This is a genomic window from Streptomyces virginiae (assembly GCF_000720455.1).
Classification (GTDB): Bacteria; Actinomycetota; Actinomycetes; order Streptomycetales; family Streptomycetaceae; genus Streptomyces; species Streptomyces virginiae.
The window spans coordinates 48,811-67,413 of the sequence record NZ_JOAK01000018.1 but is presented as its reverse complement, the minus strand read 5'-3'; the positions used below and the strand labels follow the sequence as shown (position 1 = coordinate 67,413).

At 72.2% G+C, this 18,603-nt stretch carries 14 protein-coding genes; 8 read left to right on the top strand and 6 right to left on the bottom strand.

What is annotated here, in order from left to right:
- Positions 1–2 precede the first annotated feature (2 nt).
- On the bottom strand, positions 3–1,202 hold the full coding sequence (locus tag IG86_RS0125015; protein ID WP_030899814.1) for a saccharopine dehydrogenase family protein: 1,200 nt from the start codon (positions 1,200–1,202) through the stop codon (positions 3–5).
- Between the two features lie 168 nt (positions 1,203–1,370).
- Positions 1,371–2,978: a PKD domain-containing protein gene (locus tag IG86_RS40590; RefSeq protein WP_063761566.1), complete on the bottom strand. Its 1,608-nt coding sequence runs from the start codon at positions 2,976–2,978 to the stop codon at positions 1,371–1,373.
- 362 nt (positions 2,979–3,340) lie between these two features.
- On the opposite strand from IG86_RS40590, the gene IG86_RS0125005 reads away from it, so the two are divergent.
- The 5 genes from IG86_RS0125005 to IG86_RS0124985 all read left to right on the top strand — a co-directional run bounded on the left by IG86_RS0125005 (position 3,341) and on the right by IG86_RS0124985 (position 10,215).
- Entirely contained in the window at positions 3,341–4,504 is a 1,164-nt protein-coding gene (locus tag IG86_RS0125005; protein WP_030825723.1) for a CaiB/BaiF CoA transferase family protein, read from the top strand.
- Positions 4,504–5,529 (top strand): LLM class F420-dependent oxidoreductase, encoded by a 1,026-nt coding sequence (locus IG86_RS0125000; protein ID WP_030825727.1) that lies wholly within the window; start codon positions 4,504–4,506, stop codon positions 5,527–5,529. The genes IG86_RS0125005 and IG86_RS0125000 overlap by 1 nt, the downstream gene beginning before the upstream one ends.
- Before the next feature lie 39 nt (positions 5,530–5,568).
- On the top strand, positions 5,569–6,711 hold the full coding sequence (locus IG86_RS0124995) for an acyl-CoA dehydrogenase family protein (protein WP_030899811.1): 1,143 nt from the start codon (positions 5,569–5,571) through the stop codon (positions 6,709–6,711).
- Positions 6,712–6,784: 73 nt separating this feature from the next.
- Positions 6,785–7,999: an acetyl-CoA C-acetyltransferase gene (locus IG86_RS0124990; RefSeq protein WP_030899809.1), complete on the top strand. Its 1,215-nt coding sequence runs from the start codon at positions 6,785–6,787 to the stop codon at positions 7,997–7,999.
- Positions 8,000–8,043: 44 nt separating this feature from the next.
- Positions 8,044–10,215: a 3-hydroxyacyl-CoA dehydrogenase NAD-binding domain-containing protein gene (locus tag IG86_RS0124985; RefSeq protein ID WP_030825734.1), complete on the top strand. Its 2,172-nt coding sequence runs from the start codon at positions 8,044–8,046 to the stop codon at positions 10,213–10,215.
- Positions 10,216–10,269: 54 nt separating this feature from the next.
- Here IG86_RS0124985 and IG86_RS0124980 read toward each other — a convergent pair whose 3' ends face one another.
- On the bottom strand, positions 10,270–10,941 hold the full coding sequence (locus IG86_RS0124980) for a maltokinase N-terminal cap-like domain-containing protein (protein ID WP_030825737.1): 672 nt from the start codon (positions 10,939–10,941) through the stop codon (positions 10,270–10,272).
- Between the two features lie 29 nt (positions 10,942–10,970).
- A complete protein-coding gene (locus IG86_RS0124975) occupies positions 10,971–11,699 on the bottom strand; it encodes a MerR family transcriptional regulator (RefSeq protein ID WP_030825740.1) in 729 nt (242 codons plus the stop codon).
- An 85-nt stretch (positions 11,700–11,784) separates the two neighbouring features.
- Here IG86_RS0124975 and IG86_RS0124970 point away from each other — a divergent pair, with 85 nt between their 5' ends.
- Complete coding sequence (locus IG86_RS0124970; protein ID WP_030899806.1) at positions 11,785–13,626, top strand: AMP-dependent synthetase/ligase; 1,842 nt, start codon at positions 11,785–11,787, stop codon at positions 13,624–13,626.
- Positions 13,627–13,683: 57 nt separating this feature from the next.
- Here the strand turns inward: IG86_RS0124970 and sph are convergent, their stop codons facing one another.
- Positions 13,684–14,673, bottom strand: coding sequence for a sphingomyelin phosphodiesterase (gene sph, locus IG86_RS0124965; protein WP_030899804.1), 990 nt, complete (start codon positions 14,671–14,673; stop codon positions 13,684–13,686).
- A 130-nt stretch (positions 14,674–14,803) separates the two neighbouring features.
- Here sph and IG86_RS0124960 point away from each other — a divergent pair, with 130 nt between their 5' ends.
- Positions 14,804–15,700, top strand: coding sequence for an oxygenase MpaB family protein (locus IG86_RS0124960; RefSeq protein WP_030825749.1), 897 nt, complete (start codon positions 14,804–14,806; stop codon positions 15,698–15,700).
- Positions 15,701–15,767: 67 nt separating this feature from the next.
- On the opposite strand, the gene IG86_RS0124955 is transcribed toward IG86_RS0124960, so the two are convergent.
- Complete coding sequence (locus IG86_RS0124955; protein WP_030899801.1) at positions 15,768–17,315, bottom strand: M1 family metallopeptidase; 1,548 nt, start codon at positions 17,313–17,315, stop codon at positions 15,768–15,770.
- 347 nt (positions 17,316–17,662) lie between these two features.
- Here IG86_RS0124955 and IG86_RS0124950 point away from each other — a divergent pair, with 347 nt between their 5' ends.
- Positions 17,663–18,526, top strand: a complete 864-nt coding sequence (locus IG86_RS0124950) for an SCO6745 family protein (protein WP_030899798.1) — start codon at positions 17,663–17,665, stop codon at positions 18,524–18,526.
- Positions 18,527–18,603: the final 77 nt, after the last annotated feature.

Genomic DNA, 18,603 nt, shown 5'->3' with positions numbered 1-18,603 from the left:
CGTCAGCGGGCGTCGGCCACCCGGAAGGTGATCCCCGCCTTCTGGAGGCGCTGGGTCAGGGCGTCGCCCATCGCCACGGCCGTCGTCACCTGGCCGGCGGACTCCGGCAGGGCGTCGTGGGCCAGGCAGAGCGCCGACTCCGCCAGCATCTTCGCGGTCTCCCCGTAGCCGGGGTCGCCGCCCGACACCTCGGTGAACACGCGCCGGCCGCCGCCCTCGCCCACGAACCGCACGGTGAACCAGCTGCGCGCGCGCCGCTCCGCGTCCGGACCCCGGCCCGGCTCCCAGCGGTTCGTCAGCCACCGCCGGGCCGGCGGCACCTGCGCCAGGGCCGCCGTCGCGCCCACCGCCGCCGTACCGCCCACCGCGACGGGCAGGTGCTTGACGGAGGCGTAGTGCCGGTAGCGGAAGTCCGGGCCGTAGCGCTCCAGCGCGGCCGCCGAGCGCGTCACGATCCGCGGGTCCAGCGACGGCAGCGGCAGCGCCCACGTGCCGGTCTCGCGGCTGAACCGCGGCACGCCCAGGGGCCCGCGGGCCCGCCGCCCCAGCAGCCGCGGTTCGTGCAGGCGGCGGGCGTGCCCGGCCGCCAGGGTCTGGGGGCCGCGGCCCAGCGCGGTCAGCGCGGAGGCCAGGGTCCCGCCGGAGAAGAACGCGTTGGAGCGCATGAAGCCGTCGACCTTCAGCGGGACCCCCTCCGGCAGCCGGCGGACCGTGAAGTACGCGCCGAGGTCGGCCGGGATCGAGTCGAAGCCGCAGGCGTGCACCAGCCGGGCCCCGGTCTCGCGGGCCCGCGCGTCGTGTTCCACGTACATCCGGTCCACGAACTCCGGCTCGCCGGTGAGGTCCACGTAGTCGGTGCCGGCCTCGGCGCAGGCGGCCACGAGCCCGGCGCCGTACCAGATGTACGGACCCACGGTCGTGGCCAGTACCCGGGTGGACGCGGCCAGTTCGCGTACGGCCGCGGCGTCCTGGGCGTCGGCCCGCAGCAGCGGCAGCGTCGCGCACCCGGGGTCGATCGCGGCCAGCCGCTCGCGCAGCCGCTCCAGCTTCGCGAGGTCCCGGCCCGCGAGGGCCCACCGGCAGCCGGCGGGCGCGTGCTCGGCGAGGTACTCGGCGGTCAGCGCGCCGACGAACCCGGTGGCGCCGAAGAGGACGACGTCGTAGGCACGTTCCGATCGGTCCTGCGGGACCCCTGCGTTCATGAGCGCTCCTCCGAGTGGGTGTCGGTGGCCGAGGCTAGCGCGGGACCCGGCCGTTCGCGCGGGCAGGTGGCCGGCGCGTGCCGGGAACCGGCCCCGCCGCGACGACGGCGCCCCGGGAACGGCCGTGCGGCCGCGCCCGGGGCGCCGTGGGGTTCACCTGCCGGTGGATCAGCCCTGCTGGTAGAGGCCGAAGAGGTCGACGATGAGGTCGATGTCGTCCCAGCCCCGGTTCCAGAGGTCGATGATGCCGTTGCCGCCGGTGCTCGCCTGGACCAGGTTCGGGACGGTGGCGCCCTTCGTCCAGTTCAGGTTGGAGGAGTTCGGCGGCGTCGGCCAGACGTCCACGCGGTTGATGTAGTCGTCCATCGAGTTCGGGTCCGGGGTGACCGTGAGGTACCCGTCGCCCTCGGTGTTGGTGACCGTGGAGTTCAGCACGAAGCCCGTGATGCTCGGGTCGTCGTAGGACATCGGCATGTAGATGTAGCTCTGGCCCCACAGCTTCCCGTAGACCGGGTCGTTGGGGTCACGGGTGTCGACCAGGCGCTCCGGCGAGAGCGGCAGGAAGGCGCTCGTGCTGTCGGTGCTGTAGTAGCCGACGACGTCGACGACGACGTCGGCGCCCGCCCAGGCGCCGTTGAAGACGCTGATCTTGCCGTCCTGGCCGACGGGGACGATCACCGAGTTGGCGATGGTCTGGCCCGCGGTGAAGTTCAGGTTCGACGCGGTCGGGGTGGCGCCGCCGCCCGGGAAGACCGACAGGTGGCCGGCCTCCTTCGGGTTGGTGACCGTCACGTTCAGCGCGACGGCGCTGATGCCCTGGGGCACGCCGCGCAGGCCGCTGATCTGGGTCGAGAAGGTCTTGCGGCCGCCGAGCTGGCCCTTCGCCGTGCCGAGGCCCTCGCGGGTGTCGACGAAGCGGGACGGGGTGACCGGCGTGTAACCGCTGGAGGCGGTCTTGGAGAAGTAGCCGGTGACGTCGGCGATCAGGTCGACGGGCGCGCCGCCGCGGTTGGCGATCTCGACGTAGCCGTTCTTGCCGACCGGCACGATGACCAGGTTCGGGACGGTCTGACGGGCCTTGTAGTTGACGTTCGACGTGGTCGGACGCTCGGTGCCCTCGGGGAAGGCGGTGATGTGGCCGTCGGTGGAGGTGTTGGTGACCGTGACGTTGAGGACCACGGCGGTGACGCCGGCCGGGATGCCGCCGTTGCCGCCGATCTTCACGCGGGTCGAGCTGTACGGCTGGACCATGCCCATCGGCGCGCCGGTGCCGTTGCGCGTGTCCAGCAGACGGGTCGGGGCGTACGGGGTGAAGTCGGAGCCGTCGGTGACGAACGTGACCTCGTTGACGGCCGAGACGTTGTTCGCGGCGTCGGCGACGGTGACCTTGATCTTGTAGGAGCCGACCTCGGCGTAGACGTGGGCCGTGGTCCGGTTGTCGGAGCCGTAGGCGTCGAAGACGTCCGTCTTCCCGTCGCCCCAGTCGACGGTGACCTTGAGCGCGGTGTCCGCGCTCGAGATGGTGGTGTCCACCTCGGTCCCGTGCGCCGTGGTGCCGTAGGCCGTCACGCCGACCGCGAGGGTCGGGTTGCCGGCGACGGACTGGGCCTGCGGGGCTGCGGCCGCACCGGTCTTGGCGGACGGCAGGGCCTTGCGGACCGAGCGGTCCGCGGGGCTGCTGAACGCATGGCCCTTGGCCTTGGCGTCCTTGCCCAGGTCCAGGTCCGGCTTGGTGGTGCCGCGCGCGTCCGGCTTGGCCGGTTCGGCCTGGGCCACGCCCGGTATGAGACCAACGCCCGCCGCGATGGCGGCAGCGGAGATTACAAGACGGCGACGACGCACCGGTCCCCCATTTATCTGATTGAACGCTTGATCAGCTCGAAAGCGAGTTCAGAGTACAGAGTCCGGGGGCGATCTTTCAGGGGGGTGGCCCATGGATCTTGCGGCCGTTCCGGGGGGCCGGATCCGCCAAAGCCGGCCGATCCCGCCGGAGCCCGGCCAGGGGGCTTGTGCTCGGTGGAACACGTTCCTAGCATCACCGGTGTTACATCAGTTGTGTCACACAGTCGCACACCAGGCACACGAGGCGTACCAGGCACACGAGGCATACCAAGCACACCGCAGACGCTGGGGGCTCGATGGCAGTGACAGGGAACGGGACCGGGACCGGCACCGGGACGGCCCGCGGCCGCGGCCCGCTCGCCGGAGTGCGCGTCGTCGAGCTGGCCGGCATCGGCCCGGGACCCTTCGCCGCCATGCTCCTCGCCGACCTGGGAGCGGACGTCGTACGGGTGGACCGGCCCGGCGGGGGCGCACTCGCGGTCGACCCTGCCTACGACATCACCAACCGAGGCAAGCGCTCCGTCCTGGTCGACCTCAAGTCCGCCGACGGGCCCGCCCGCGTCCTGGACCTGGTCGAGCGCGCCGACGTCCTCGTCGAGGGCTTCCGCCCCGGGGTCGCCGAGCGGCTCGGCGTGGGCCCGGCCGACTGCCACGCCCGCAACCCCCGCCTCGTCTACGGGCGGATGACCGGCTGGGGCCAGGACGGCCCGCTCGCGCACGCGGCCGGCCACGACATCGCCTACATCGCCGTCACCGGCGCCCTCGGCATGATCGGCAACCCGGGAGAGCCCCCGGCGGTCCCGGCCAACCTGGTCGGGGACTACGCGGGAGGCTCGCTCTACCTGGTGATCGGCGTCCTCGCCGCCCTCCAGCACGCCCGGGCCACCGGCACCGGCCAGGTCGTCGACGCGGCCATCGTCGACGGCACCGCCCACCTCACCGCCATGATCCACGGGATGATGGCGGCGGGCGGCTGGCAGGACCGGCGGGGCGCCAACCTCCTCGACGGCGGCTGCCCCTTCTACGGCACCTACGAGACCTCCGACGGCGGGTACATGGCGGTCGGCGCGCTGGAGCAGCAGTTCTACGACACCTTCACGGAGCTCCTCGGCATCGCGGAGGGGACGCCGGCCCGCAAGGACGTCGCCCGCTGGGGCGAGCTGCGCGAGGCCGTCGCCGCCCGCTTCCGGACCCGTACGCGGGAGGAGTGGACGGCGGTCTTCGAGGGCACCGACGCGTGCGTGGCCCCGGTGCTGTCGCTGCGCGAGGCCCCGGACCACCCCCACCTCGCCGCCCGGGGGACCTTCACCGACTTCGGGGGGATCGTCCAGCCCGCCCCCGCCCCGCGGTTCTCCGCGACCCCGGTGTCCGTCACGAGCGGCCCGGCCCGACCCGGCGCGCACACCGAGTCGGTGGCCGCCGACTGGGACGTACCGGCCCTGCTCCCGAAAGAGGCCTGATGGAACTGTCGATGATGCTCGACTACGCGGGGAACCCGCGCCGGGCAGCCGACGAGGCCGCCGCCCTGGAGTCCGCCGGACTCGACGCCGTGTGGGTGGCCGAGGCCTGGGGGTTCGACTCCCCGACGATCATGGGCTACCTCGCCGCCCGCACCGAGCGGCTGAAGATCGGCTCGGCGATCATGAACGTCTATTCGCGCACCCCCGGCCTCATCGCGCAGACGGCCGCCGGACTGGACGCCCTCTCGGGCGGCCGGGCGCTCCTCGGCCTCGGGGCCTCCGGCCCGCAGGTCGTCGAGGGCTGGCACGGGAAGCCGTACGACAAGCCGCTCGGCCGCACCCGCGAGACCGTCGAGCTGTGCCGGCGCATCTGGCGCCGGGAGACGATCGACCACCACGGCATCACGGACATGCCGCTGCCGCCCGACAAGGGCGGCCGGCACGGCAAGCCGCTGAAGATCCTCACCCGGCCGGTGCGCGACGCCATCCCCGTCTACATCGCCTCCCTCGGCCCGGCGAACGTGCGGCTGACCGCCGAGATCGCGGACGGCTGGCTGCCGACGCTCTTCATCCCGGAGAAGGCCGCCGCCGTGTGGGGCGGCCCGCTCGCCGAGGGCGCGGCCAAGCGCGCGCCGGAACTCGGCCCGCTCCAGACCGTCGCGGGCGGCCTGCTCGCCATCGGCGAGGACGCCGCCGCGGTACGGGAACGCGCCCGCCCGCAGATCGCGCTGTACGTCGGCGGCATGGGCGCGGTCGGCAAGAACTTCTACAACGACCTCGCCGTCGCCTACGGCTACGGGGACGCGGCCCGCCGGATCCAGGAGCTCTACCTCGCCGGACGCACGCGCGACGCCGCGGCGGCCGTGCCGGACGAGTTCTGCGAGCTGATGACCCTGTGCGGGCCCGAGGGCTACGTACGCGAGCGTGTCGAGGCCTTCCGAGAGGCGGGCGTCACCATGCTCAACGTCACACCCGTCGGCCCCGAGCCCGCCCGGCTGGTCGAGACCGTCAAGAACTGGCTTTAACCGGCTTTAAGGAGCCTTTCCGATGCAGCGAGCCGTCCGATGAAGCGCCGGATCTTCGACGCCGACCACGAGGCGTTCCGCGAGACCGTCCGCACCTTCCTCACGAAGGAGGTGCTGCCGCACTACGAGCAGTGGGAGGAGGACGGCATCGTCAGCCGGGAGGCGTGGCGGGCGGCCGGCCGCCAGGGACTGCTCGGGCTCGCCGTCCCGGAGGAGTACGGGGGCGGCGGTAACACCGACTTCCGCTACGCCGCCGTCATCGCCGAGGAGTTCACCAGGGCGGGCGCCCCCGGACTGGCCATCGGCCTGCACAACGACATCATCGGGCCGTACCTGACCTCGCTCGCCACCGAGGAGCAGAAGCGCCGCTGGCTGCCCGGCTTCTGCTCAGGCGAGACCATCACCGCCATAGCGATGACCGAGCCGGGCGCGGGCTCCGACCTCCAGGGGATCCGGACCACCGCCGAGGACCGCGGCGACCACTGGGTGCTGAACGGCTCCAAGACCTTCATCTCCAACGGCATCCTCGCCGACCTGGTGATCGTGGTCGCCAAGACCACCCCCGAGGGCGGGGCGCACGGCCTGTCGCTGCTGGTCGTCGAGCGCGGCGCGGAGGGCTTCGAACGCGGCCGCAACCTCGACAAGATCGGCCAGAAGGCACAGGACACCGCCGAGCTGTTCTTCCACGACGTGCGCGTGCCGAAGGAGAACCTGCTCGGCGAACTGAACGGCGCCTTCCTCCACCTGATGACCAATCTGGCGCAGGAGCGGATGGGCATCGCGATGGCCGGGATCGCCGCCGCCGAGTACCTGTTGGAGATCACCACCCAGTACGTGAAGGAGCGCGAGGCCTTCGGGCGTCCGCTGTCCAAGCTCCAGCACATCCGGTTCGAGATCGCGGAGATGGCCACCGAGGTCGCCGTCACCCGGACCTTCCTCGACCGGTGCATCACCGACCACTCGAACGGCGAGCTGGACCACGTGCACGCCTCGATGGCCAAGTGGTGGGCCACCGAACTGCAAAAGCGCGTGGCGGACCGCTGTCTGCAACTCCACGGCGGATACGGCTACATGACCGAGTACCGGGTGGCGCGGGCCTTCACCGACGGCCGCATCCAGACGATCTACGGCGGCACGACCGAGATCATGAAGGAGATCATCGGCCGGTCCCTCCTCAGCTGAACCCCCTCATCCCGCACCGCGGCCCCGCCGAGGACCTTCCCAGGACCTTCCAGCACACCGAAAGGCTTGACCAGTGAGCACCGAAGCTTACGTATACGACGCGATCCGCACCCCGCGCGGCCGCGGCAAGGCCAATGGCTCCCTGCACGGCACCAAGCCGATCGACCTCGTCGTCGGACTCATCGACGCCCTGCGCGAGCGCAACCCCGGCCTGGACCCCGCCACCATCGACGACATCGTGCTCGGCGTCGTCGGCCCGGTCGGCGACCAGGGCTCCGACATCGCCCGCATCGCGGCCATCGCGGCCGGGCTCCCGGACACGGTGGCCGGCGTACAGGAGAACCGGTTCTGCGCCTCCGGCCTGGAAGCCGTCAACCTGGCCGCCGCGAAGGTCCGTTCCGGCTGGGAGGACCTGGTCCTGGCGGGCGGGGTGGAGTCCATGTCCCGCGTACCGATGGCCTCGGACGGCGGCGCCTGGTTCGCCGACCCTATGACCAACTGGGACACCGGCTTCGTCCCGCAGGGCATCGGGGCCGACCTGATCGCCACCATCGAGGGCTTCTCCCGGCGCGACGTCGACGAGTACGCGGCCCTCTCCCAGGAGCGCGCCGCCGCCGCGATCAAGGACGGCCGCTTCGCGAAGTCCGTCGTCCCGGTCACCGACCGCAACGGCCTGGTCGTCCTGGACCACGACGAGTTCGTCCGTCCGGGGACCACCGCCGACACCCTCGCCAAGCTGAAGCCGTCCTTCGCGGACATCGGCGAGCTCGGCGGCTTCGACGCCGTCGCCCTCCAGAAGTACCACTGGATCGAGAAGATCGACCACGTCCACCACGCGGGCAACTCCTCCGGCATCGTCGACGGCGCCTCGCTCGTCGCGATCGGCTCCCGCGAGGCGGGGGAGCGAAACGGCCTCACCCCGCGCGCCCGCATCGTCTCGGCCGCCGTCTCCGGCTCCGAGCCCACCATCATGCTCACCGGCCCCGCTCCGGCCACCCGCAAGGCCCTCGCCAAGGCCGGCCTGACCATCGACGACATCGACCTGGTCGAGATCAACGAGGCCTTCGCCGGCGTCGTGCTGCGCTTCGTCAAGGACATGGGCCTCTCCCTCGACAAGGTCAACGTCAACGGCGGCGCCATCGCGCTCGGCCACCCGCTCGGCGCCACCGGCGCGATGATCCTCGGCACGGTCGTCGACGAGCTGGAGCGCCAGGACAAGCGCTACGGCCTCGTCACCCTCTGCGTCGGCGGCGGCATGGGCGTCGCCACCATCGTCGAACGCCTCTGAACCGTCCTGTATCCCCCGACCCCTCCGACACGGAAGTAGCGAACATGAGCGAGTCCACCACGATCCGCTGGGAACAGGACGAGACCGGCGTCGTCACCCTGATCCTCGACGACCCGGACCAGTCCGCCAACACGATGAACCAGGCCTTCAAGGACTCCATCGCCGCGGTCGCCGACCGCGCCGAGGCCGAGAAGGACTCCATCCGCGGCATCATCTACACCTCCGCGAAGAAGACCTTCTTCGCCGGCGGCGACCTCAAGGACATGATCCGCCTGCGCCCCGAGCACGCGCAGCTCGCCTTCGACACCGGCACCGAGATCAAGCGGTCCCTGCGCCGCATCGAGACCCTCGGCAAGCCGGTCGTCGCCGCCATCAACGGCGCCGCCCTGGGCGGTGGTTACGAGATCGCGCTCGCCTCCCACCACCGCGTCGCCCTCGACGCGCCCGGCTCCAAGATCGGCCTGCCCGAGGTCACCCTCGGCCTCCTCCCGGCGGGCGGCGGCGTCACCCGCACCGTCCGCCTGATGGGCATCGCCGACGCGCTGCTCAAGGTGCTGCTCCAGGGCACCCAGTACACCCCCCGGCGCGCCCTGGACAACGGCCTCGTGCACGAACTGGCCGCCACGCCCGAGGAGATGCTCGACAAGGCCCGCGCCTTCATCGACGCCCACCCCGAGTCGCAGCAGCCCTGGGACGTACCCGGCTACAAGATCCCCGGCGGCACGCCGTCCAACCCGCGCTTCGCCGCCAACCTCCCGGCCTTCCCGGCCAACCTGAAGAAGCAGCTGAACGGGGCCCCGTACCCGGCGCCGCGCAACATCCTCGCCTGCGCCGTCGAAGGTTCCCAGGTGGACTTCGAGACCGCGCTGACCATCGAGGCCCGCTACTTCACCGAGCTGGTCACCGGACAGACCGCCAAGAACATGATCCAGGCGTTCTTCTTCGACCTCCAGGCCGTCAACGCCGGCCGCAGCCGCCCGCAGGGCGTCGAGCCGCGGCAGGTCCGCAAGGTCGCCGTCCTCGGCGCCGGCATGATGGGCGCCGGCATCGCCTACTCCTGTGCCCGCGCCGGGATCGAGGTGGTCCTCAAGGACGTCACCGCCGAGGCCGCGGCGAAGGGCAAGGCGTACTCCGAGAAGCTCCTCGACAAGGCGCTGTCCCGCGGCCGGACCACAGAGGCGGGGCGCGCGGAGCTGCTCGCCCGGATCACCCCGACCGCCGACGTCGCCGACCTCGCGGGCTGCGACGCCGTCATCGAGGCCGTCTTCGAGGACACCGCCCTCAAGCACAAGGTGTTCCAGGAGATCCAGGACGTCATCGCGCCCGACGCGCTCCTGTGCTCCAACACCTCGACCCTGCCCATCACCGGGCTCGCCGAGGGCGTGAAGCGGCCCGCCGACTTCATCGGACTGCACTTCTTCTCGCCCGTCGACAAGATGCCCCTCGTCGAGATCATCAAGGGGGCGCGGACCGGCGACGATGCCATCGCCCGCGCCTTCGACCTGGTGCGCCAGATCAACAAGACCCCGATCGTGGTCAACGACTCGCGCGGCTTCTTCACCTCGCGCGTCATCGGCCAGTTCATCAACGAGGGCGTGGCGATGGTCGGCGAGGGCGTGGAGCCCGCGTCGATCGAGCAGGCCGCCGCCCAGGCCGGCTACCCGGCCAAGGTGCTCTCCCTGATGGACGAGCTCACCCTGACGCTGCCGCGCAAGATCCGCAACGAGAGCCGCAAGGCCTTCGAGGCGGAGGGCCGCACGTGGACCGAGCACCCCGCCGACACCGTCATCGACCGGATGGTCGACGAGTTCGGCCGCCCGGGCCGCAGCGGCGGCGCCGGCTTCTACGAGTACGACGAGTCGGGCAGGCGCACCCGCATCTGGCCGGGCCTGCGCGAGCACTTCGCCAAGCCGGGCCACGAGGTGCCCTTCGAGGACCTGAAGGAGCGGATGCTCTTCTCCGAGGCCCTGGACACCGTCCGCTGCCTCGACGAGGGCGTCCTCACCTCGGTCGCCGACGCCAACATCGGCTCCATCATGGGCATCGGCTTCCCGGCCTGGACCGGCGGCGTCATCCAGTACATCAACGGCTACGAGGGCGGCCTCGCCGGCTTCGTGGCGCGCGCCCGCGAGCTCGCCGGCACCTACGGCGAGCGGTTCACCCCGCCGGCCTCCCTCGTGGAGAAGGCCGAGCGGGGCGAGACCTACACGGACTGATCCGGTTCGGACACCCCCGGGCCCGCGCGAGCGGGGGCCCGGGGTGTCCTGCGGTCAGCGCTCGGACGCGGCCAGGCGGGCGAACTGCCCGTGCCGGCGGGCGCCGTCCGGGGCGGACCACCCGGCCAGTACCCGTCCCGCCGCGCCGTCACCCGCGGGGGCGGGACCGGGACGGAGCACCCGGCACAGGGTCAGGGTCGAGACCGGGCCGTCCTGCGTCGACGGGCCCACGGTGACGAGGCTCGCGTCGGCGGTGTCCGTCACGGCCCCGGGGCCGGTCAGGCCCTGCGGCACCCCGGGCCCCTCGGTACGGACCTCGACCGTCGGGTCGGGGACGTCGCTCGCGTTCTGGTCCTGGGCGGCCGTACGCCCCGCCAGCAGGGCGAGCAACTGCTCCACCAGGACCACGTCGTGAGCCCCGTCGTAGATCCAGCGCCGGCCCAGCACACCGTGCTCGGACGTGCCGATCAGGCCGTTCTCGGCGTGCTCCAGCGGCGTCCCGCGGTAGGTCAGCGGGACCTGATAGGTGACGGGGGAGTCCCCCGAGGTGTCGGTGACCACCATGAACTCGATGCCGACCTCGCCCTCGGGGTCGTCGAGCCGGAAACCGCCGGCCTTGGCGAGCAGCGGCGCGCCCCCGCCCCGGTACCAGGGCTTCGACGGCATCCAGGCGGCGAGGAGTTCGAGCTTGCCGGGTGACATGGTCGTACGGTGAATGACTGCCATGCGCCGTGAAGTTACCCGATCTCGCAGGGTCACTCGTCGCCGGACGTGAACGCCGCCCGCAGCTCCTCCCGCAGCGACCGCTGGAAGGCCGTCACCAGCGCCTGCACCACCATCGGCTGCATGTGCGCGGACAGCGCCTTCATCGACTCCACCCGCTCCGGATCGCTCTCGCCCTCCGTGAACGGCCCCCACACCTCGTCCCGGAACAGCGCCGTCAGCTCGTGCGCCGCCGACCGGGTGTGCTCCACCAGCACCTTGCGCGCCGCCAGGATCGTCTCGTGCGCGATCGGCACGTCGAGCAGCGCGACCCCGAGCCGCAGCAGCCCCACGTCCACCCGGAACCCGTCCCCCGAGGCGGCCAGTACGTTCATCGCCGTCAGCCGCCGCACGTCGGTGTCCGACAGGCTGCGCCCCGCCCGCTTCTCCAGCTCCTCCCGCGAGGCCTCCCGGGCCGCGTCCGGGGCCCAACTGGCCACCATCGCCCGGTGGATGGCGAGGTCGTGCGCGCTCAGGTCGTCGGGCAGCGCGTCCAGGTAGCGCTCGATGGCGGACAGGGTCATCCCCTGGTGCTGGAGCTCCTCGATCAGGGCCAGCCGGGACAGGTGTTCCGGCCCGTAGTGCCCCACCCGACGCGGACCGATCACGGGAGGGGGCAAAAGCCCGCGGGTGCTGTAGAACCGTACCGTGCGCACGGTGACGCCCGCCCTGGCCGCCAGCTCGTCGACGGTGAGCATCGGCTCGGGTGCCTGGTCGGCCATCGTCTGCGCCTCGCTCTCTGCTCCACAGCTTGGGTTCAACAGTATTGCTGTCGCACCAACGATGTGAAACGGCCAGGAGCTGCCCATGACCACGAACCTGCGACTGCCCGGACGACCCGAAGAGATCACCTTCTCCGCCCTGCTGGCCCGCAACGCCGCCGAGCACGGGGACCTCCCCGCCCTCTCCTGGCGGGCCGGCCCCGACGCGGCCGGGTGGACGACGCTCACCTGGAGCGAGGTCCGCCACAAGGTCGCCGTCCTCGCGGCCGGCTACGCCGCCCTCGGCGTCGGGCGAGGCGAGCACGTCCTGCTGATGATGGGCAACCGCCCCGAGCACTGGCTCAGCGACCTCGCCCTCTTCCACCTCGGCGCCGTGCCCGTCACCGTCTACGGGACCTCCGCGCCCGAGCAGATCGCGCACATCGCCCGCCACAGCCGGGCCCGGGTCGCCGTCGTCGAGGGGGCCCGCGAACTGGCCCGGTGGGAACCGCTGCTGGCCGCCGCCGACGTCCCCCTGGAGCGCCTCGTCGTCGCCGAGGCCGCCGAGGCCGGCCGGCACGGCACCTACGCCTCGCTGTACGCGAGCGGCGCCCGGATCCACCGCGCCGACGCCTTCGAGAAGGCCTGGCAGGAGACCCGCCCCGAGGATCCGCTCACGGTCGTCTACACCTCGGGCACCACCGGCGACCCCAAGGGCGTACGCCTGACCCACCGCAACCTGATCCTCCAGGGGGTCCGTCTCGACCGGCGCGTGGACCTGCCCGAGCACGCCGAGCACATCTGCTACCTGCCCTTCGCGCACATCGCCGAGCGGGTCCTCGGCATCTACCTGCCCCTGCTGAGGGCCTCGCACGTCATGCTGTGCGCCGATCCCACCGCCGTGTCGGCCGCCGTCCGCGAACTGCGCCCGGTGCAGTTCTTCGGGGTGCCCAGGGTGTGGGAGAAGCTCGCCGCCTCCGTCCGCGCGGTCCTCGCGCAGCTCCCCGAGGAACAGCGCAGCGCCATCGAGGCCGCCAACGACCTCGCCCGCGCCCGGGCCGGCCACCACGAGCGGGGGGAGGAGGTGCCCGCCGCGCTCGAAGCCTCGTACGCCTCGGCGAAGGAACGGACGCTGGACCCGCTGCTGCGGTTCGCGGGCATGGACCGGCTCGCCTGGACGGCCAGCGCCACCGCGCCGATGCCCATCGACGTGGTCCGCTTCTGGGCCGGCTGGGGCATCACGATCATGGACGCCTGGGGGCTCACCGAGACGGCCGGGGTGTGCACGCTCAACAGCGCCGCCGGCTTCCGGCTGGGCTCGGTGGGCCGGCCGATCGAGGGGGTGGAGCTGAGGATCGCCGAGGACGGGGAGGTCCTCACCCGCGGAGCGACCGTCTTCGGCGGCTACCTGCGGCCGGACGGCTCGGTGGAGAGCGCCTCCGACACCGAGGGATGGTTCCCCACGGGGGACGTCGGCCGGATCGACGAGGACGGCTTCCTCTGGATCACCGACCGCAAGAAGGAACTGATCATCACGTCCAACGGGAAGAACGTCTCGCCCGCGCTGGTGGAGAACACGGTCAAGGAGCACCCCCTGATCGGCCAGGCGCTGGTGCACGGCGACGGCCGCTCCTACCTGGTAGCCCTGCTGGTCCTGGACGCGGAGCTGGCCCCGGTCTGGGCGGCCGCCCGGGGCATCGAGGCCGCCTCCCCGAGCGCGCTCGCCGAGCACCCCGCCGTCCGGGAGGAGATCGCCCGCGCGGTCGAGGCGGCCAACGCGCGGCTCAACCGGACCGAGCAGATCAAGCGCTACCGGCTGCTGACCGAGGAGTGGGGCCCCGAGACCGGTGAACTGACGCCCTCCCTCAAGCTGCGCCGCCGGGTCGTCCGCGACAAGTACGGCGCGCTGATCGACGGCCTGTACGAGGAGCCGTACGAGGCGGTGTGAGTCCGGACGCCGCCGGCCCGCGGGCGCTTTCGCGCTCTCCGGCCGGCGGCGCGGGAGTCAGCGACCGATCAGCGGGTAGTGGTCGGAGAGGTTGGTGTAGGTGTAGGAGGTGCCCCAGCTGGAGACCGTCCAGGGCGCCGACTCCTCCTTGACCACGTTGTTCTCCCAGCCCGCCGGGCGGGCGTTGCCCTTGCGGTAGAGGACGTAGTCCAGGTCCTCGCGCGGGTCCGTCGGGTAGCGGTAGTTCGCTATGGAGTTCAGCGCGGTGTCGAAGGAGTACGGGTGGCCCGTGCGCGCGTCGGAGTCGGCCAGGTCGGCGTCGGCGAGCAGACTCGCGTACTCGGGGGTGCGCGAATCGACGTTGAGGTCGCCCGCCAGGATGACCTGCTCGTTCGCCGGGATGTCCTTGCCGTCCAGGAAGGCGTCGACGGACCGGAACTGACGGGCCCGCATCTGCGCGGCCTCACCCGCGCCGCAGCCCGGGTCGGTGGACTGCGCGTGCGTGCCGACCACGTGCACCTTCGTGCCGTTCACGTTCAGCACGACGTAGGCGAAGCCCTTGTTGGACCACCAGTCGGCGCCGCAGGCGTCCTTGTAGACGAACTGCTCCTTGCGGACGATCGGCCACTTGCTGAGGATCGTCACGCCGCCGTCCTCCGGGGTGGTGGAGGAGTAGGCGCCGCCCGTGGCGTCCCAGCCGCTCTTGCTGCGGCCGACGACCGGGGTCTGGTACGGGTACTGCGCGGCGGAGTTCGCCTTCAGCGCGTCCGAGGAGCTGTTGTCGAAGGCCTCCTGGAGAACGACCACGTCGTGGCCCTTGTAGAAGGACGTCTTGGGGATCTCCGCGGCCCGGTGGTCCTGGCCCCAGTTCGGGTAGAGGTTCTTGCTCATCAGGAACACGTTGTACGACAGGACGCTGAGCCGCGGGGCGGCGGCGTTCTCCGCGGCCGTGGCGGCGGGCGCGGTGCTGGCGGCCAGTGCGCCTGCGGCGACCGCGGCGACGGCCGTGGCGGCGGCGCGGCGCGAGCGGGTCGTGGAAAGCAGCATGAAGGTCTCCGTCATTCCTGCGGGGGAAGATCGACGCCGTCATACAAGCAGCAGCAGTTACCTCTGGGTAACACCCGTGCAGCGACTTTCTGTCCGTGAGACGGCCGTCCGGTGCTCGCATACTTGTCATATGACGAAGACGGACTCGGCACACCCCGCCGGACCTGCGGCCACGCCCCGCACCGACCCCGCGCCGCCCCCGCCGGGCGGTGTGCTGTGGACCATCGCCGGCGACGTCCGCGCGCTGCTGATGCTGCCCGCCGCCTTCACCATGCAGGTCGCGCACCCGGCCATCGCGGCCGGCGTCGACGAGTACTCCGTCTTCCGCACCGACCCCTGGGGCCGCGGCGAGCGCTCCCTGCGCTCGGTCCAGCTGTGGGTGTACGGCGGCGAGGAGGCCGCCGAGGAGGGCCGCCGGGTACGCCGCCTGCACAAGGACATCCAGGGCACCGACACCCGCGGCCGCCGCTACCACTCCCTCGACCCCGCCTGCTACGCGTGGGTGCACGCCACCGGCTTCCCGGTCTACCTCTACGCCGGGCGCTACCTGCTGCGCCGCTTCACCCCCGCCCAGGAGCAGCAGCTCTACCGGGAGTGGCTCCAGGTCGGCCGGATCCTCGGGCTGCGCGACCGGGACATGCCGCAGACCATCGAGGAGTACTGGACCTACTGGGGGCGGATGCTGGCCGAGGAGATCGAGCCGACCGCGGTCGCCCGCGAGCTGGTCGCCACCGACGTGCCGCTGCCCCGGCCCGAGGGCGGCCCGTTCCCGGTACGGCTGCTGCTCCGGCTGACCTGGCCCGCCGTGCGGGCGGCCTTCCTGCGCCTGCGGGCCTTCGTCACCGCGGGGTACATGCCGCCGGAGGCCCGCGCCGCGATCGGGCTGGAGTGGAGCCCGGCGCAGGAACGCCGGCTGCGGCGCTTCAGCACGGCCGTCCGCCTGATCGTCCCCCTGCTCCCGGAGCGGCTGCGCTACCTGCCGATCGCCTACCGGGCCCGCGCCGCATGGCACGCGGGACGCCGCTGACCGACGCCGGGACGCGCGGCCCCCGCCGGATGCGGGGGCCGCGCGCGGTGCGCGGGGCGGCGCGGGCTCAGTGCCGGTGGCCGGGCCCGGAGCCGTGCTCGGTGTCGTGGACGGTGTTGGTCTCCGCGATCTTCTTCCAGGACTTCGGCTCCGCGGCGGGCTTCGCCGGGGCGGACTGCTGCGCCGAGCGGGCCTTGGCCGTGGGCGCGGCCGGGTTCAGCGCCGACGCGTCGGGCTTGCCCGGGGTGTAGAGCCAGGTCTCGAACAGCTGGGCCAGCGGCTTGCGGGAGACCTTCTCCGCGTACCGGACGAAGTCCCCGACCTTGGCGTTGCCGTAGGCCCGCTCGGTCGGCCAGCCCTTGAGGATCTGGAAGAACGCCTCGTCGCCGATCTCGTTGCGCAGCGCCTGCAGTGCGATCGCGCCGCGGTCGTAGACGGCCCCGTGGAACTGGTTCTCCGGACCGGGGTCGCCCGGCTTGACCTGCCAGAAGGCGTCCTCCGCCGGGCGCAGGGAGTAAGCCCAGTCGGCGAGCTCCTGAGCGGTGCCCTCACCCTCCTTCTCCGACCACAGCCACTGGCTGTAGCGGGCGAAGCCCTCGTTGATCCAGATGTCCTTCCAGCCCTCCACGGACACGCTGTCGCCGTACCACTGGTGGGCCAGCTCGTGCACGACCACCGAGACGTTCGCGCCGTTCTGGAACTGCCGCGGACCGTAGAACGGCCGCGTCTGGGTCTCCAGGGCGTAGCCGGCGTTCACGTTCGGCACGTAGCCGCCCAGCGCGTTGAAGGGGTACGGCCCGAAGACCCCCTCCAGCCACTCGGTGACCTCGCCGGTCCGCTCCACGCTCGCGCGCGCGGCCCCCGCGTTGTCACCGAGGTCCTTGCTGTACGCGTTGACGATCGGGAGCCCGCTCGCCGTCCTGTCGGTGGTGATGTCGAACTTGCCGACGGCGAGCGTGGCCAGGTAGGTGGCCTGCGGCTTGTTGGAGCGCCAGTTGTACCGGGTCCAGCCCAGCCGCGAGGTCTGCGACTGGAGCACGCCGTTGCTGATGGCCTGGGTGCCGTCGGGCACGCTGACCGAGACGTCGAAGGTGGCCTTGTCCAGCGGGTGGTCGTTGCTCGGGAACCACCAGACCGCCGAGTCGGGCTCCTGCGCCGCGACACCGCCGTCGGGGGTGCGCTGCCAGGCCGTCCAGCCGTCGACCTTCAGCTCGGACGGCTTGCCGGCGTACGTGACGACCACGGTCAGCGGGGTGTTGCGGGCCAGCGGCTTCGCCGGCGTCACCTCCAGCTCGTGGTCGCCGGACGTGGCGAACTTCGCCTTGGCGCCGTTGACCCGGATCTCGCTGACCTTCAGGCCGAAGTCGAGGTTGAAGCGCGACAGGTCCTGCTTCGCCGTGGCGATCAGGGTCGCGGTGCCCTCCAGCAGGTCCGTCGTCGGCTGGTACTTCAGACGCAGGTCGTAGTGCGACACGTCGTATCCGCCGTTGCCGCTGGCCGGGTAGTAGGGATCGCCGATACCCGGGGCGCCCGGACCGGAACTCGCCGCCGACGCCGGGATCACCAGCAGCAGGGAAGCGGCGAGCACGCTCGGGACGATGACTTTGCGGTGCACGAATGACTCCAAGTGGTAGGGGAGACAGCTCGGTTCAAGGTCGTCGCTCGACCGTATTCACCCCTGGACCCTCAGGTCATGTCCATGGCCCCCGCTGTCACACGATCGCCATTCGGCCGTCACGCGTCCGCGGTTGCCGCCGCCGCGGCAGGCGCCCCACCCGGGGCTCCGCACCCCGGTCCGCCCGCCGTGACCTGCGGGGCCGCCCGCCCGTCCGGCCGCGGGCACACCCCCCGGCCGGTGCGGCCCCACCCCCACGGATCGTCCGGATCGAACCTGCCCCGCCCGCGGGCCGGGGCCGCGTCCCGGTCTACCTGGCGTACCGAGCAGTCGGTATCGTGCCGCGCATGACCCTTCACCCGCTCGCCGCGCGGCGCTGTTGGCATGCTGCCATCAACCCGCTGCACGCCACCGTCTACTTCTCCCCGGAGATAGCCGAGGAGTTCGCCGCCCTCGGGGTGACCGACCCCGTGGCGGTCAACCTGGCGCACCGCTCCGCCGCGCTGGGCGCCGTCGGGGCCGGCGCGGTCACCGCCACCTTCTACAACTACCGCCACGACCTCGTCGCCCGGCACCTGCCCGCCGTCTGGAACACCGTCACCCCGGGCCAGGCCCTCGCCGCCCGGCTGCGCGCCGCGGACGCAGCCCTCACCCGTCTCCTCGGCGCCGACACGGTCAAGTCCCCCGAGGTGGCCGAGGCCGCCGACCTGGCGATGCGCGCCACCGAGGGCTGCACCCGGCACGCCCGCACCCTGTACGCGGCCCACGCCGACCTCCCCGTACCCGAGGAACCGCACCTGCGGCTGTGGCACGCCACCACCCTGCTGCGCGAGCACCGCGGCGACGGCCACCTCGCCGCCCTCCTCCTCGCGGGCCTGGACCCGGTCGAGGCCCTGGTCAGCCACACCGCCACGGGCAAGGGCATGACCCCGAAGTGGCTCAAGGGCATGCGCGGCTGGACGCAGGACGACCTCGACGCCGCGGCCGGCCGCCTGCGCGAGCGCGGCGTGCTCGAAGCCGCAGGCGAGCTGACCGAGGACGGCGCGGCCCTGCGCGAGCGGCTGGAGAGCGACACCGACCGCCTCGACGCAGCCCCCTACGAGCACCTCGGCGCGGACGGACTGGCCCGCCTCACCGAGCTCGGCGGGGCCCTCGTCGTCAAGGCCGTGACCGCGGGAGCCTTCCCGAGGGACCTCATGGGCAGGGCCTGACGGGCAGGGCTCCCGCGGTCCGTCACGACCACCTGCCACAATTGGCAGCCTTCCAGTGCAAACGAAGGCAGGCGGGA